10 protein-coding genes are annotated in these 15,443 nt (G+C 66.0%); 3 read left to right on the top strand and 7 right to left on the bottom strand.

Going from position 1 to position 15,443, the window contains the following annotated elements:
* Positions 1-20: 20 nt before the first annotated feature.
* From ACFXNW_RS25625 to ACFXNW_RS25600, 6 genes are all read right to left on the bottom strand, one after another.
* Complete coding sequence (locus tag ACFXNW_RS25625; protein WP_379420338.1) at positions 21-1,178, bottom strand: hypothetical protein; 1,158 nt, start codon at positions 1,176-1,178, stop codon at positions 21-23.
* A 103-nt stretch (positions 1,179-1,281) separates the two neighbouring features.
* Positions 1,282-2,937: a serine/threonine-protein kinase gene (locus tag ACFXNW_RS25620; protein WP_379420337.1), complete on the bottom strand. Its 1,656-nt coding sequence runs from the start codon at positions 2,935-2,937 to the stop codon at positions 1,282-1,284.
* Positions 2,938-3,046: 109 nt separating this feature from the next.
* On the bottom strand, positions 3,047-4,216 hold the full coding sequence (locus ACFXNW_RS25615; RefSeq protein WP_379420336.1) for a hypothetical protein: 1,170 nt from the start codon (positions 4,214-4,216) through the stop codon (positions 3,047-3,049).
* A 59-nt stretch (positions 4,217-4,275) separates the two neighbouring features.
* Positions 4,276-5,490 carry a hypothetical protein gene (locus tag ACFXNW_RS25610; protein WP_379420335.1) on the bottom strand — a complete coding sequence of 405 codons (1,215 nt, stop codon included), beginning with the start codon at positions 5,488-5,490 and terminating at the stop codon, positions 4,276-4,278.
* A gap of 114 nt (positions 5,491-5,604) precedes the next feature.
* Entirely contained in the window at positions 5,605-6,822 is a 1,218-nt protein-coding gene (locus tag ACFXNW_RS25605) for a hypothetical protein (RefSeq protein ID WP_379420334.1), read from the bottom strand.
* 11 nt (positions 6,823-6,833) lie between these two features.
* Positions 6,834-7,994 carry a hypothetical protein gene (locus tag ACFXNW_RS25600; protein ID WP_379420333.1) on the bottom strand — a complete coding sequence of 387 codons (1,161 nt, stop codon included), beginning with the start codon at positions 7,992-7,994 and terminating at the stop codon, positions 6,834-6,836.
* Between the two features lie 321 nt (positions 7,995-8,315).
* Between ACFXNW_RS25600 and ACFXNW_RS25595 the strand changes: the two genes are divergently transcribed.
* A complete protein-coding gene (locus tag ACFXNW_RS25595; RefSeq protein WP_379420332.1) occupies positions 8,316-9,626 on the top strand; it encodes an FHA domain-containing protein in 1,311 nt (436 codons plus the stop codon).
* 9 nt (positions 9,627-9,635) lie between these two features.
* Here ACFXNW_RS25595 and ACFXNW_RS25590 read toward each other — a convergent pair whose 3' ends face one another.
* On the bottom strand, positions 9,636-11,081 hold the full coding sequence (locus tag ACFXNW_RS25590) for a metallopeptidase (protein WP_379420331.1): 1,446 nt from the start codon (positions 11,079-11,081) through the stop codon (positions 9,636-9,638).
* Positions 11,082-11,187: 106 nt separating this feature from the next.
* Between ACFXNW_RS25590 and ACFXNW_RS25585 the strand changes: the two genes are divergently transcribed.
* Together ACFXNW_RS25585 and ACFXNW_RS25580 are read left to right on the top strand one after the other, a co-directional pair.
* A complete protein-coding gene (locus ACFXNW_RS25585; protein ID WP_379420330.1) occupies positions 11,188-13,698 on the top strand; it encodes an ATP-binding cassette domain-containing protein in 2,511 nt (836 codons plus the stop codon).
* A 73-nt stretch (positions 13,699-13,771) separates the two neighbouring features.
* Positions 13,772-15,373, top strand: coding sequence for a hypothetical protein (locus ACFXNW_RS25580; protein ID WP_379420329.1), 1,602 nt, complete (start codon positions 13,772-13,774; stop codon positions 15,371-15,373).
* Positions 15,374-15,443: the final 70 nt, after the last annotated feature.

The following is a 15,443-nucleotide window of genomic DNA, read 5'->3' as shown; positions in this document are numbered from 1 at the left end:
AAAGCGGCCACTCCTCTTGATCATTCTGCGTTCACCAACAATGCGTACTGAGCGGAAATCCGCTGTTGAGCATCCAGGAGCTGCGACGACCAGGTATACGCCGCGTAGCGTCCATGCGACACCGAGCAATAGAACCGGAAGGCCAGCATTTCCCGGCCGATATATTCGACGCATCTGGCTTGCGGGAGATTTCGTGGTGAATCTTCGCTGCGAAGTTTGCGCGAAAGCTTGGTGAGATGTGCGCTGACGTTCGCAGCACCAGCGGCATCCTTGGCTCGAAAGAGTTCGGATCCATCGAAGGCGAATTTGTCGACGCCGTTGTCGGCGATTACCTGCCTCAGCTCGCTCATATCGACCGCGAAATGTACAGCTGAGACACCATCGTAAACACCGGGTGGGTTCTTGGTTCCTTCGCTTGTGGTCCCGGGCAAGGTACGTCCGAGGACGCCCTCCGGGTCCACGTCGATGTCCATCAGCTTGTCCGGTGGCGTCGGTTCGAACTCGGACATTGCGGGGATGACCACATCCAAGTTCCTCGCGACCAATCCTTGCAGACCGGCGAGGTCATGCCGCTCGACATATGACAGCTTGTAGTCGTAGACCCAGCTGTAGATCACGACGGGCCCCACTGCATACCACGACCCGATCGATTGACTACCCTGCGGCTGCCAGTGTGCATGGGCCTCAGGGTATTTGGGGATATCGACGCGTTGATTTCGATTGTTGTACTCGAAGTCGACCCGTTCGAGTTCCGCGGCGGCGCGCTGTGCCGATTTCTCGCTCGGAAACAGTAGCGCGGCATTGAGAATATCGATGCCTTCGTTGTCGCGCTCGCTACCCGCTGTGGTCACGAACCCGCCGATGAAGTCGGGCGCTGCCTCGGAAAACCGTTCGGTGGCCATTATCGCCCCCAGCGGCTTCGGATCGATGAACGCGTTGACCCACATACCGTCGTTGTGGACGAAGATCGGGTCGGTGGCGGACGGCAGCGGAAGGTAATTGCCGAGCCGTTGGGCCTCGACCAGCCGCGCGTGTTCGCGGGAGACAGGCTTTCCGAGATCGCGCGGCTGCGTAGGGAAATTGCCGGGATCGAGTTGTGCGATATCGACCGCCGGCGTGGGAGCCGGATCGGGAGCAGCGGACGCGGCCTCGTCCGCACCGCAACTTCCGACGCTCACCGTCAATGCGCTAGCGGCCAGAATCGCCCAAGCGGCCCGGGCCCCCCGTGACCTCGCCGTGGGCATAACAGACTTCCCCCTTCGATCGAGCGTTTCGCGGATCCTACTTCACCTGTGCACGCAAGATCGGAACGAGCTTCTCCAGCAGCAGCGGTTGGCTGGAGGAGGTCCAGTTGCGGAAGGCGTTCACGGTCGCGGGGTCGTCGACGACGATGACGGTGGCTGTGACGTCGTTGACGTAGGGGTTGAGGCCCGAAAGTCCGCCGCCGCCTGCGCCTTCGTCGCTGCGGATCGCGATGAGGTAGCCGGAGTTGATCTTGGAGAAGGTCGTGTACCGGTCTTCTTTGGTCACCGGGCGAGGGGAGGGCTCGCTACCGGAGCTGTTGAAGGCGGAATTGAAGGCGAAACCGAGGTCCTGCAAGAACTTTGCCTGGTCACTCGGCGTGAGATACATGGCGAGCTGGTTGTCGTAGGCCTTACCGCCGGTGACGTCGACGACGGTGACGGTTTTACCTTCGAACGCCGGGTTATTCTGACGCTCTTCCTCGATGGAGCCTGGTGCGGCGGCGGAGGTCGATGTGTCGGTCGGTCCCGCGGGAGTGTCACCACCACTGAGGGCCCAGATGCCGATACCCGCGGCAAGGGCGACCACGACCACCGCGGCTGCGGCGCCGACCAAGCGATTGCGTTTCGGTCCGGGCGAGGCGGACTGCGCGAGCGACACCTGATTGGTTGCCGACGTGTGCGCCCGTGGGTCGGTGGGCGGACGGGTCTGCTCGGCGGTGTTGTTGACGGCGTAGCGGGGCCAGCTGGGCTCCTGCGCGTGTGGATGTGGGCCGGAGGTATAGCCGATCGCGCCGGTGGCAGTCGGATGCGCGCCGGAGGCGTAGCCAACCGGACCGGGAGCCTGCGGAATCCCGCCGGAGAGCACCTGGGTTGCCGCGTCGGTGAATTCGCGGCAGGTGTTGAACCGTTCGGCGGGGTTCTTGGCCAACGCGCGAGCGAAGATCTGGTCGATCGCGGGCGGCAGGTTGCGGTTGACGGCGGTCGCACGCGGGGGTGGTTCGTGTAGGTGGCCCATCATGACCATCGCCGGTTGGGTTGCCGGATATGGGTTTTGGCCGGTCAGCAGCTTGTAGAAGGCGCACGCGAGGCTGTAGATGTCGGCGCGGTGGTCCAGGCGGCCCCCGGCGAGCTGTTCCGGCGGCGCGTAGGCGATGGTGGCGACGAAGCTGCCGGTCTGGGTGAGATCGGTGGTGTCCTCGGACGATTTGGCGACGCCGAAATCGGTGAGCAGGACGCGCTCTTCCTCGTCCTGTTCGTTCGACAGCAGGAAGTTGGCCGGTTTGACGTCGCGGTGCAGCAGGCCACGGCGATGCGCGTAGTCCAGGCCCTTACCGACCTCGGTGACGATGCGCAGCGCGCGCTGCGGCGTCATGGCGCGGGGATCGCGCTCCAGCTCGGCGGCGGCGTCGGTGCCGTCGACGTACTGCATGGCGATCCACAGCTGGCCGTCTTCCTCGCCGCGGTTGTAGACCGAGACGATATTGGCGTGGTCCAGCCCGGCGGCCAGGTTTGCCTCGCGTTCGAAGCGGGCTCGGAACTCGTTGTCGGCGCTGAGGTGTCCGCTGAGTACCTTGAGCGCGTCCATCCGCGGGAGGCTCGGGTGTTTGGCCAGATAGACGGTGCCCATCCCACCCGCGCCGAGTACACGCTGGATGCGATATCCGCCCACGATGGTGCCGGGGCTCATCGCCATCTCGCGGTCTCCTGTCTTGGCTGGTTCGGCATGTGGATGCCGTCTGTGTCGCTGTCCATCGGAGCATAGTGGGCGGGTGGTCGAGCCTGCCCGCCGTCCGTGATCGGGGCTACTGGAACTGGCTATTGGCGAGCAGGGCGTACTGTGCGGCGGCTCGTTGTTTGACGTCGATCGGCTGTCCGCTCTGAACCTGTGCGACATAACGGTCGTACTGGACGATGCAGGCGTATTTGTTGTCCGAGTCGGAGGGGTCGGCGTCCTCGGTACAGCGCACGCCCGGTACGTCCTTCGGCGCGTCGATCGGCGTCCATCTGCTCGACTTCAGTCGGGTGTCGGCGAACTTCGCCGCCGAGTCGGCATCTCGCGCTCGCCACAGATAGGTCTCGTCGGCTATGGAGATACTGTCGACGCCGCTTTCTTCCATCGCCTTCTGTAGCTCGGCCGGTTCGCCCACCCAGTGCAGGATGCCGCGCGGCTTGTGGGTAGCGACTTTGCCGACCATGAATGTGAAGTAGAAATCGTCGGAGGTCAGCGTTCGCTGGAACATCGAGTCCGGATCGAACGGCAGCTCGAGCACTTCACGCTTGGACAGTGGCGGCAGTTTCTCGAGCAGCGGTACCTGTACCGCATAGGTCTTCTCGGCGAGGTCCGTCAGCGAATCCAGGTCCGGAGACGGCCAGGTGAGTAGCAGGGTGATCACGTAACTGCCGACCGCCATGGTCGAACCCAGTGTCGGAATCCCAGGACGCCAATGGGAATGGGCGTCGGGGTACTTCTTCAGCTCGACCCGCTTGTTCTGGTCCGGCGCGACCGCGAAATCGGTCTGGTCCAGGTCGCGTGCGGCGGCCTCGGCGGTCTTGTCGTCCGGGAACTGGAGGACGCCGATGGTGACAGTTGTCCTGTCGGCCGATTTGTCGGCTGTCTTGGCAGTGTCCGCGGAGGTCAAGCCGAGTCCGAACATGAAGTTGTGCCTATCCAGCACCGGGCCATTGACATCGGCCAGCAGTTTGGTCGCCGACTTGCTGTCGTTGAACCCCTCGACCCCGCGGTTGTACTTCAACTTCGGGTCGACTTCGATGCCGTTGATGACGTTGTCCGACAGTCGCATGATCGCCAGCTCGGTGCCGGAGGGCAAGCCGTTCAGGTATTCCCAGCGCATGTCGAGTGGCGTGGTCGGATAGGTGCCGATAGTGAACTCGCGGACGTCGACCTCACCCGGCAGCGCTGTCCCGGATACCGAAGAGCAGCCGGTCAACGCGGCGGTCGCGGCGATGGCCACGGCGGCATATCGGACGGTCGAGGTTCTCAGAATGTTTCGAATTCGCATGTGCCGCAGCCCTACTTCGAGTTGGCCAGGATGGCGTACTGGGCGGATATCCGTTGCTGGGCATCCAGCAGCTGTTCGGCGCCAACGAACGCGTAGTAGCGGTCATAGGCGACGTGGCAGTAGAACCGGATCGCGCCCTTGGCCGGGCCCTTGTATTCCATGCAGGTGGCCTGCGGCAGGCCCTTCGGCGACGCCGAGCCGCGGAAGTAGCGGTCGAGTTCGGACATTTTGTCCTTGAACTCTTGTGCGGACTCCGCGTCCGCGGTTCGGTACAGCTCACCCGCGTCATAGGCGACCCGATCGACGCCCGCTTCTGTGAGCGCTTCCTTGCGCTTCACCGGGTCCGTGGGGAAGTGCAGGGAGCCGTGCATGTCGTAGGTGCCGGGGACGTTCAGGAAGGAATCGCCCTCGGGGCGGCGCAGGGAGATCGAACGCATACCGTCCGGGTCGACGGAAGTGTCCATGAGCTGGTCCGGAGGGGTCGGCTCGAATTTCTCCAGGGCGGAAGTGGTCGCCGCAATGGCCTTCTCTGCGAGCGCCGTCAACCCGGGTTTGTCGGATTCCTTCAGAATGACGTTCTCGTAATTGTTTGTGATGGTGACGATCACGAACTGGTCCTGGGCCAGCCAGGACGCGAGCACCTGCCCACTCGGCTGCCAGCGGACATGGGCGTCCGGATACTTCTCCAGTTTCGCAGGCTCGACCGGGCCTTCGTCGTAGAACGCCGCCCGGGAGAGGTTTGCCGCCGCATCGGTCGCCGACTTCTTGTCGGGGAAGATCAGCACCGAATTCGACAGCGTGTAGGCGATGCTGTTGACCTTGTTCGATTGCCCGGTCGCCGAGAACCCGGAGACGAACCCCTTCGCGTCATCGGCGAAGTTGTCTTCCTTGATCCAGCGGTGGATCGGGCTCGGGTGCGACTCATCCGGCAGCAGGAACGGGCGCACCGTCCCCGGCGGCTGATACACCAGCTTCGGGTCGATCTCCACCGGCAACGGCATGATGTTGCCGAGCCGCTGCGCTTCGACGAATCGGGGGACCCAGTCGTTCTTCGGTTCGTTGAGCTCGCGCGGTAGCGTCGCGTATCCGCCGACGTCGAGCTGCGTCAGGTCCACCGCCGGCGCGGCCGCTTCTGTGTCGGACCCGCAGCTCGTGGCCGCCAAGGCGCAGGCGAACAGCAGGGCGACCCCCGCCCGGAAACGATGCGATCTCGCGGTGAGCTGCACGCTCCCCCCTTTGCTCGAGTGTGTCAGCCGGATAGTACTGCACCGTAGCGATATGCGAATGTGATCTCGGGTGCACAGCCGGCCGATGAGTTCGTCCGGTCTCCTCGGCCGAATTCACCAAGGCCGGCTATTGGCGAGCAGCGCGTACTGGGCGGCGACTCGTTGCTTGACGTCGACCAGCTGCCCGCTCTGAACCTGTGCGACGTAACGGTCGTACTGGACGACGCAGACGTACTTGTTGTCCGAGTCGGCGGGTGTGGAGTCCTCGCTGCAGCGGGTATCCGGTACGTCTGCCGGTGCGTCGATCGGCGTCCATCCGCTCGACTTCAGCCGGGTGCCGGCGAATTTCGCCGCTGATTCGGCGTCCCGCGTCCGCCAGAGGTAGGTGTCATCGGCGATGGAGATGCGGTCGGTGCCGCTGTCTTCCATGGCCTTCTGTGTCTCGGCCGGCTCGCTCGCCCAGTGCAGAATGCCTCGCGGTGTATGGACCGCGACACTGCCGACCCTCGGCGACATGAAGAAGTCCTCCGAGGTCAGCGTTCGCTGGAACATCGACTCCGGATCGAACGGGAGCGCAGCCACCTCACGCCTGGACAGCGGCGGCAGCTTCTCCAGCAGCGGCACCTGTACCGCATAGGTCTTCTCGGCGAGGTCCGTCAGCGAATCCAGGTCCGGAGACGGCCAGTCGATCAGCATGGTGATCACGTAGCTGCCGACGGCCATCGTCGTCCCGAGAGTGGGAACGCCCGGACGCCAATGGGAATGAGCGTCGGGGTATTTCTTCAGCGCCACCGGCTTGTTCTGGTCGGGCGAGACCGCGAAATCGGTCTGGTCCAGCTCACGTGCGGCGGCCTCGGCCGCCTTGTCATCGGGGAATTGGAGGACACCGATGGTGATCGCCGTTTCACCCATTGATTTGTCGCCGGCCTTGGCTCGGTCCGCCGAGGTTATGCCGAGACCGAACATGAAATTGTGCCGTTCCAGCACCGGTCGGTTGACGTCGGCGAGCAGATCGGTGGCCGCCTCGGCATCCCCGAATTCCTTGACTCCGCGGTTGTACTTCAGCTTCGGGTCGATGTCGATCCCGTTGACGACGTGGTCCGACAGCCGCATGATCGCCAGCTCGACACCGTCGAGCAAGGTGTGGGTGTACTCCCAGCGAAGATCGAGCGGCGTGGTCGGGTAGCTGCCGATATCGAACCCGCGGACGTCGACCTCACCTGGTACCGCCGTTCCCGGCACTGATGAGCAGCCGGTCACAGCGGCGGTCGCGGCGATGGCGAGGGCGGCGCACCGGACGGTGGACGTTCTCAGAATGTTTCGAATTCGCATGTGCCGCAGCCCTACTTCGACTTCGAGTTGGCCAGGATGGCGTACTGGGCGGATATCCGTTGCTGGGCATCCAGCAGCTGCTCGGACCCCATGAACGCGTAGTAGCGGTCGTAGGCGACGTGGCAGTAGAACCGGATCGCGCCCTCAGCGGGCCCCTTGTACTCCATGCAGGTGGCCTGCGGCAGACCCTTCGGCGACGGTGTGCTGCGGAAGAAGTGGGTGAGTTCGGCGGACTTGTCTTTGAGCTGCTGTGCGGATTCCGCATCGGCGGCCCGGTACAGCTCGCCGGCGTCGTAAGCGACCCGGTCGACGCCCGCGTCGGTGAGTTCCTGCTTCCGTTTCACCGGGTCGGTCGGGAAATTCAATGAACCATGCAGGTCGTAGGTTCCCGGGACGTTCATGAATGAATCACCCTCGGGGCGGCGCAGCGAGATGGACCGCATGCCATCCGGGTCGATCGAGGTCTCCATGAACTTCTCCGGCGGCGTCGGCTCGAACTTCTCCAGGCTGGTGCTCGTCGCGGCGATGGCCTTCTCCGACAGCGTCGACAAGCCGGGCAGATCGGATTCGCCCAGCATCTTGGCCTCGGCGTTGTAGGCGATCGTGACGATGACGAATTCGTCCTTGGCAATCCACGAAACCAGCGTCTGCATTCCGGGCTGCCACCGCACATGAGCCGCGGGGTATGCGTCCAACTTCGCCGGTTCGACCGGGAAGTCCTCGTCACGGAAGAACTGGGCGCGCGACAGGTTCGCCGCCGCATCGGTCGCCGACTTCGCGTCCGGAAAGATGAGGACATTGCTCGACAGCGTGGAAGCCAGGGCCGGAGACTTGCTCGACTGCGCTGTGGCGGAGAACCCGGAGATGAACCCCTTCGCGTCGTTGGCGAAGTTCACCTCACTGATCCAGCGGTGGATCGGGCTGAGGTGGGACTCACCGGGCAGCAGAAATGTATGCGTAGCGGGCCCCTGGTACACGAACTTCGGGTCGATCTCCACCGGTAGCGGCATGATGTTGCCGAGCCGTTGTGCCTCGACGAGCCGGGGCACGACGTCGTTCTTCGGCTTGCCGATGTCGCGAGGCAACGTCGCGTATCCGCCGACGTCGAGCTTGGCCAAGTCCACGGCCGGTGCGGCCGCCTCGGTGTCGGCCCCGCAGCTCGTCGCAGCCAACGCGCAAGCGAACAGTAGGACGATGCCCGTCCGGAAACGATGAGATCCCACGGTGAGCCGCACGCTCCCCCCTAACTCGAGTGTGTCAGGCGGGATAGTACTGCACAGGTACGACAGCGGATCGCGCTCGCGGGTCGATCACTGCCGATCAGCGCCTTGATAGCGAACGCGTCTCAGTCGATCAGGGGCCGTCGGCGCGCGGACTCCGGACGAACCACGGGTAAGCGGGCCGGTGATGTTCGCATTGCAATACTCTGGTCTGGTGGCGACGATCCAGCATTCCGCACCAGGGGAAGGCCGATACCGTTGAAGGATCGGCAGGTGGAGGTTGTCGCCGGGAACCACGCCGCGGCTCGGGTCGCGGGCGCGGTGGTGGTCGTCGCACATCGGGATCGGGGTAAACCCAGCCAGGAATCTTCTGCTGTTCGCGCCCTGGAATCACTGGCCGAGCTGGTCACCGAGGCTGTCGAGCAGCAACCGAGCGGCCCCGGCGCGCTGGTCGCGCGCAATGCGACGCGCTGGCTGATGAAAGACGCCGAGCAGATCAGCCCCGGGCGCCCGATCGACTTCGGCATTCTGTCGCCCGCCGAGAACGGCGGGGTGGCGATCTTCCTGCACGGCGCGGTGACGGCGGTACTGGCGGGGGAGCAGATCGAGCGGTATCGCGGCAGCGATGCGGCGTTCACCGTCGACCGGGTCGCCTCGGTGCCCTCGCGTGCGGTGGCGTTGTTCGTCGACGACACCACGGGACGCGTTCCCGAGCTGCCCACCGAACGCGGAATCGGCTGGCTGGTCGAAGGTATCGCCCAGGCCGACGGAATGATCGTCTGGTCGGATGAGGTGCGCGCCCATGGGCCCCGCACGGTGAATGTGGAGGCGACCGAGGGCGGCTCACATCGCCGTGCCACCCCACCGCCGCTGCCGACCGCGCGCATCGACCAGGAGCGCTCACCGGAACCCGTTGCGGCGCAATCCTCGCCGGTGGACCCGAATGTGACGCCGACCCAGGCCGCTACCTCGATGCTCGACCTGAGCGACGGCCAGGAACCGCCCGCCGAGCCCGAATCGATCGAACACCGCGGAACCGATCCGTCGCCGCGCCCCGATCCTCAGCTGCAGCGTCGACTGGAGGCGACGGCGCGCGCCACCACGATCGCGGTGAAGGTCATGGGATTCAAATGCGCCCGTGCGCATCCGAGCGATCCACGCGCCGCGTTCTGCACGGTCTGCGGTATGCCGGTCGATCAGACCCAGGCGATGACCGAGGTGGTGCGTCCGCCGCTCGGCGTGCTTGTACTCGATGACGGGATGACGTTCATGCTCGCCGCCGACGCCGTCATCGGACGCGACCCGGAGCATTCCGAGCAGGCCCGGCGCGGCCTCATCCCGCTCAAGATCGAGGACAACTCGGGCGGCATGTCCCGCGCGCACGCGGAGATCGTGCTGGTGAATTGGGATGTGACGTTGGTGGACCGTGGCTCGACCAACGGAACCAGGACTCGGGTCGCCGGCTATCGCGACTGGGTGCGCCTGACCCCGAATCAGCCGATGGTGCTGCTGCCCGGCACCGAGATCATGATCGGCAACCGGGTACTGCGTTTCGATCCGGCGGCCCCGCCCCCGTTCGGCTGAGCGGTTCCGTCAGGAGTACCGCGACATGCAGGTGGTCTCGCCGTTGAGTACCCCGGCGCGGAAGGCGTCCACCCTGGCGAAACCACTCGGCACGGTCTGTCCCTTGATGTCGCTGGCGGCCAGACCGTCGGTGAGCAGTCCGGATACCGCCTCGTCCAGATCGCCCGCGGCCAGCGTGATATCGCCTTCCGAGGAAGGCCTGCCCGGTTCGGCGAGCTTGCCGGTGACAACACCGGACAGGCAGGCCGAACGCAATCCGGTCTTGGCGCCGACGAGCTGCTGTCCGTGGTCGCGCTGTACGGCGAGTGCGTATCGGGCGATGAAGACGACGTAGCCGTTGTAGTCGCCGGTCACTTTCACCGGCAGCGGATCGTCCGGATCGGTGTCGGAGGTGCCGCGCTCGGCCAGCCCGGGGATATCGGTGGCGATGGTGTTGCTGGCGGGGCAGTAGCTGACCGGTTCGGTGGTGGTGCCGTTGGTGCAGTCGACCGTCGCGCCGCCGTAGCTGTAGGTGGGGCCGGCGTCGATCGGCAGGATGGCGGCGAGTGCCTTGGTCAGCTCGATCAGGTTCTCTTTGGTGATCGGGTATTCGCCGCGGCCGGAATCGCCTTCGAAGCTCTGCGGCAGATCGCCACGGCGCTGCTCGATCTCGCCCATATCGATGGCCTTGCAGCCCTTGGGGCCGTCGGTGAAACCGATCTGCACCGCGGTGACTCGTTCGAAGGCCGAACCGTGCACGCTCTCCGGATCGTCGGGGTCGGAGTCGCGGATGGCGACGGTCGCGGCCAGGACCGAATTGAGGCCGTCGGAGGTGTTGATGGTGAAGTGCTCGGACTTACCTTCGGCGACATGGCGCATGAAGGCGCCGGCGAAGCAGTCGGCCTGCTGTTCCTTGACGATGACCGGATCTTTGCGGCCGACGATCTTGGACATGGTCTGGATCGCGTGCCCGTACTCGTGCGCCAGCACCATGACCACCGACATCTTGCCGAAGGTCTCCTCCATGGTGGGAAGCAGCAGCGAGCGGTCCCAGCCGATGGAATTGTCGAGCCTGCAGTAGGCGGCATTGACCAGTCGGTAGGTGGTCTCGGTGCAGAATTCGACCGAGTCGTTCTTACTGGCCTTGGCGCTCCAGGAGATCAGCTTGTCGACCGGCTCGAACTCGCCGTCGAATTCGTTGGGGTACTCGGCCGCCCAGTAGGTCTGGATGTCCTCGACGGCGTTGAGCGCCAGCTGGTCCACATCGCCGCCGTCACCGTTGCGTGCGGTCAGCGAGCTGTCCGGGGCGTCGGGACGCGGGCCGCTCGGGCCGCTGGTTGTCGGCAATCCGGCCACTTTGAACGGATCGTCGTAGATGGAGACGGCGCGTCCGTCCACGGATCGGGTGCATCCCGCGAGTGCAGCCACAGCGCACAGCACGGCGATGATGACGGCGATCCCACGACGTTGCCGCATCTTTCTCCCCCTCGTCGGCCGGTCGGTCAGTGTTTCGGTCGCCGGAACGGGGCATGGCGCATCGGGGGCACCGCCGATGTCCGGGTGATGGAATAGTATCCGCTGCATGTCTTCACCGGGGGCGCAGACCATCACCGTGCGCCATGATGGAACCGAACGAGTATTCGATTCGAGCCAGCAGGTCACGATGGGCCGCGCGCCGGAAGTGATGCTGTTCGTGGACAGTCCGCTGGTCTCACGGGTGCACGCGATCCTCGCCTGGCAGGGGGGTGCCTGGGTGCTGCGCGACAATGGCAGCACCAACGGTGTGTTCGTCGAGGCGGCCCGGCTCAGCCGCCCCGTATCCATCGACCGGCCTACTCAGGTGCGTCTCGGTGACGCGATCACCGGTCCACTGTTGCATCTGGTGCCCGCGGTCCCGCAGGCTCGTCCGCCGCAGCATCAGTCGCAGCCGCCGCGCACGGGGTTGCGTCCGCCGCCCGCGCCACCGCAGCGTCCGCAGTCCGGCCCGCAGTCGGGCGCGAATCGGGTCTCCGGATTCCACAGTCAGCCGCAGCCGCAGGCGCAGCCGAACATCAATATGACGACCAAGGCCGACACCTCGGCGCTGCCGCCGGTACGGGCGAGGCCGTCGACCTCGCCCGTCGCGCGGGCGGACCGGCTGCCCTCCGGTGGGCTCAAGATCGGCCGTACCGCCGACAACCAGATCGTGGTCAACGATCCGCTGGCCTCGCGCAGCCATGCCCGGCTGATGGCGGGCTCGCAGGGCCTCACGATCGAGGACCTCGGGTCCGCCAACGGCACCTTCGTCAACGGTGTCCGCCAGCAGAGTTCGGTGCTGCGTGAGCGCGACATCATCACCATCGGCAATATCGACTTCGTCGTCCAGCAGGGCACCCTGGTCCACCGGCAGCGTCCGGTCGCCGAACAGGGTCTGCATGTGCACGGAGTCGGGTTCACCGTCGAGGGCAACAAGCAGCTGCTCGTCGACGTCAATTTGCAGGCAGGCCGTGGCACGTTGACCGCGCTGATCGGTCCGTCGGGTGCGGGTAAGTCGACGCTGTCCAAACTGATCGCGGGCAACACCCATCCCTCCGGCGGTGTGGTCACCTTCGAGGGCCGCAATCTGCACGCCGAATACGAGGCGCTGCGCTCCCGGATCGGCATGGTCCCGCAGGACGACGTGCTGCATCGCCAGCTCACCGTCCGCCAGGCCCTCGGCTTCGCCGCCGAACTTCGCCTGCCGCCCGATACCTCGAGCGCCGACCGGCAGCAGGTCATCGACGGTGTGCTCAAGGAACTTTCGCTCACCGAGCACGCCGATACCAGGGTGGACCGCCTGTCCGGTGGTCAGCGCAAGCGTGCCTCGGTGGCGTTGGAACTGCTGACCGGTCCGTCGCTGCTGATCCTGGACGAGCCGACGTCCGGTCTGGACCCGGCGCTGGACCGCCAGGTCATGGTGATGCTGCGCGAGCTGGCCGACGCGGGCCGCGTCGTCATCGTGGTGACGCACTCGGTCGCCTGCCTGGATATGTGCGATCAGGTCGTGTTGCTGGCGCCGGGCGGTAAGACGGCCTACGCGGGCAACCCCGCCGGGGTCGGCGGAGCACTCGGGACCAGCGACTGGGCGGAGATCTTCGCCAATGTCGCGGCGAACCCGGATCAAGCGTTCGCGGCGTATCGGTCGCGGCAGGCGTTCGTGCCGCCACCGCCACCGCCTGCACCGATGCGGCATGGCGGGATGGGCAGCCCGCCGCAATCGAGTGGGTGGCGGCAGTTCTCCACCCTGGTGCGGCGCCAGGTCCGATTGATCCTCGCCGACCGCGGCTACCTCGCGTTCCTGGTGATCCTGCCGTTCGTCCTCGGTGTGCTGACACTGGTGGTGCCCGGCGACAACGGGTTCGGGGCAGGACCCCAGGTGCCGGTTCCCGGGCCGAATGGTGAGCAGCTGTTCGTCCATCAGGGCGGCGGGGAAACTCAGCAGCTGCTGGTGGTCCTGGTTCTCGGCGCCTGCTTCATGGGTTCGACCCTGACGGTGCGTGATCTGGTCGGCGAGCGAACCATCTTCTACCGCGAGCGGGCCGTCGGTTTGCTGCCCTCGGCGTATGCCATGGCCAAGATCGTGGTCTTCAGCATCGCGGCGTTCCTGCAGTCGGCGGTGCTCATCGGCATCGCGCTGGCAGGTAAGACGCCGCCGGGCGCGGGGGCGTTGATACCGTCCGGCAGCCTCGAGTTGTATTTCGGTGTCGCCTTGACCGCGGTGTCGTGTGTGGTCGTCGGTCTGGCGTTGTCGACACTGGCCAAGTCCAACGAACAGGTCATGCCGCTGCTGGTGGTGACGATCATGGTCCAGCTGGTGATGGCGGGCGGCATGATCCCGGTCACCGACCGCGTCGTGCTCGAGCAGCTGTCCTGGCTGTTCCCCTCGCGCTGGGGCTATGCCGCCGCGGCGTCGACCGTCGACATCAAGACCTTGTTCGCCAATGCGCAGCCCGACAATCTCTGGGAGCACAGCGCGGGTATCTGGTTGCTGAACATGACCATGCTTCTTGTGGTGACCGCGATCCTCTCGGCGCTCACCTGGCATCGGCTGCGGCTGAAGAAGACCGCCTCGTGACCGGGCGTGTCCTCGCAGGTAGCGGCCGGTCTGCCGGTGCGGCGAGCGTGTCGCGCGTACAGCAGGCACACTGATGCCTGTGACGGTGCGAGTAGGGGCGGTACATCTCGGGTGGGATGTGGTGTCCGTGGCCGCAGGCGGTGGGGGCACCCCGATCCGCCCGGTCCAGGTCGATGGAAGTTATACGACGCCGGCATATCTGCTGGCCGATGCCTCGGGGCGGTTGCATACCGCAGGTGTGGATCGTCAGCGTCCCGATCTCGGCATGGCCATTGCCGATGTGCGCGACATTCTCGGACATCAGCAGATCGTCATCGCCGGGGCCACTTGGCCCGCCGAACTGGTGTTCCGGGCTCGGCTCTACAACCCCATGGCCTCGGTCGGTAAGTATCTGCGCGGCAAGCCCGACGTGGTGGCGTTGCCGTACCCGGACGGCTGGCCGGATGAGAAGGTCGACGCCTACTGCGAGCTGGTCGAGCAGCTCGACGTCACCGTCGAGCCGCTCCCGGAGTCGGTCGCGCTGTCGGGCTATGTGCGCGCGCTCGGTCTCGTTCGTGCTCCGGACCGCCACAACCGCCGGGGCGTCGGCGCGACCGGCGTGTACTCCGACGGTCGCACCGTGCTGGTGGTCGCGGTGCACGCCGATGACGAACAGCCCACCGAATCGGTCGACGTCGCGATTTCCCCCGAGGCCACCCGCGACGCCCGCTCCGCCGACGACGCCGTGATCGAGGTCATGGCCGCCGCCCGCGCGATCGGCGCCGACACCTCCACGGTGCTGCTGGCCGGAAACGTGTGCTTCAACGATCCGATCCGGCTCGCGTTCCAGAACCACCTCGGCCAGCGGCTGCACAGCGCCGACCATCCCATGCATGCGCTGGTGCTCGGTGCCGCGCATCTGCTGCTCAGCGAGGGCGACGAGGCGGAACCGGAGACCGGCGGCAGGCATGCCGACCCGCGGCAGGAACCGGCGCCGCGTCCCCCGGCGCCGCCACGTCAGGAGCCGCCGCGTCAGCCGCAGCCCCAGCACCGGCAGCCGCCGCCCGCCCCGCAGCGTCCGCCGATGCAGCAGGAACCGCCGCGTTCGCAGACCTCGGAGATGCGGGACCGGCCGCCGATGACCGAAGGTAGGCATCGGCAAGGCGCTCCGCTGGGTGACAGCGACGTCGCGATGGTCCGTGCCGGCGAAACCGGCGGACCTCTGACGTCGGATCGACCCGACCCGGGCAGCCGATTCACGCGGCCGCCGGAGCCGGGGGATCAGTCCGGTGGGCCGCCGCCCTACGCGCCGCCCGGCCAGGAACGTGCCGGATGGACGGGTTCATCGCAAGCCCGAGGCCAGGACGACCACCCGGACCGTAAGGGCAGGGTGCGGAACATGATGACGGGCAACGCGTTCGGCGCCCAGGCGGTGGCCGGTGCGTTCGCGCTGGCGGCGTTCGCGCTGGCGCCCGGCGCCGGAGCGGTCGAACTCGTCGCGGCAGCGGTCGACACAGATCCGGCGCCGGTGGCCTGCTCGCTCACTCCGGAAGCGCTCCTCGAACCCCAGTCGGGCATCTCCTCGGTCCGTGGTACCTCACTGACCGAATGCAGTCAGCCGGGCGTCAACACCCTGCGCTACCTGGTGCCGGGCCCGCCGGGAGCCGCCGACTTCGGGCCGCCGGTCGATATCTGAGCCGCGGTTTCGTCGCGGCCATACCCGACTGGTATCGTGACCAGCTGGTGTGTGGCATGCCGAGGCCCGG

The organism is Nocardia sp. NPDC059180, assembly GCF_042754945.1.
Classification (GTDB): domain Bacteria; phylum Actinomycetota; class Actinomycetes; order Mycobacteriales; family Mycobacteriaceae; genus Nocardia.
The sequence above is the reverse complement of the archived record's forward strand: the minus strand, read 5'-3'. Positions and strand labels throughout refer to the sequence as shown.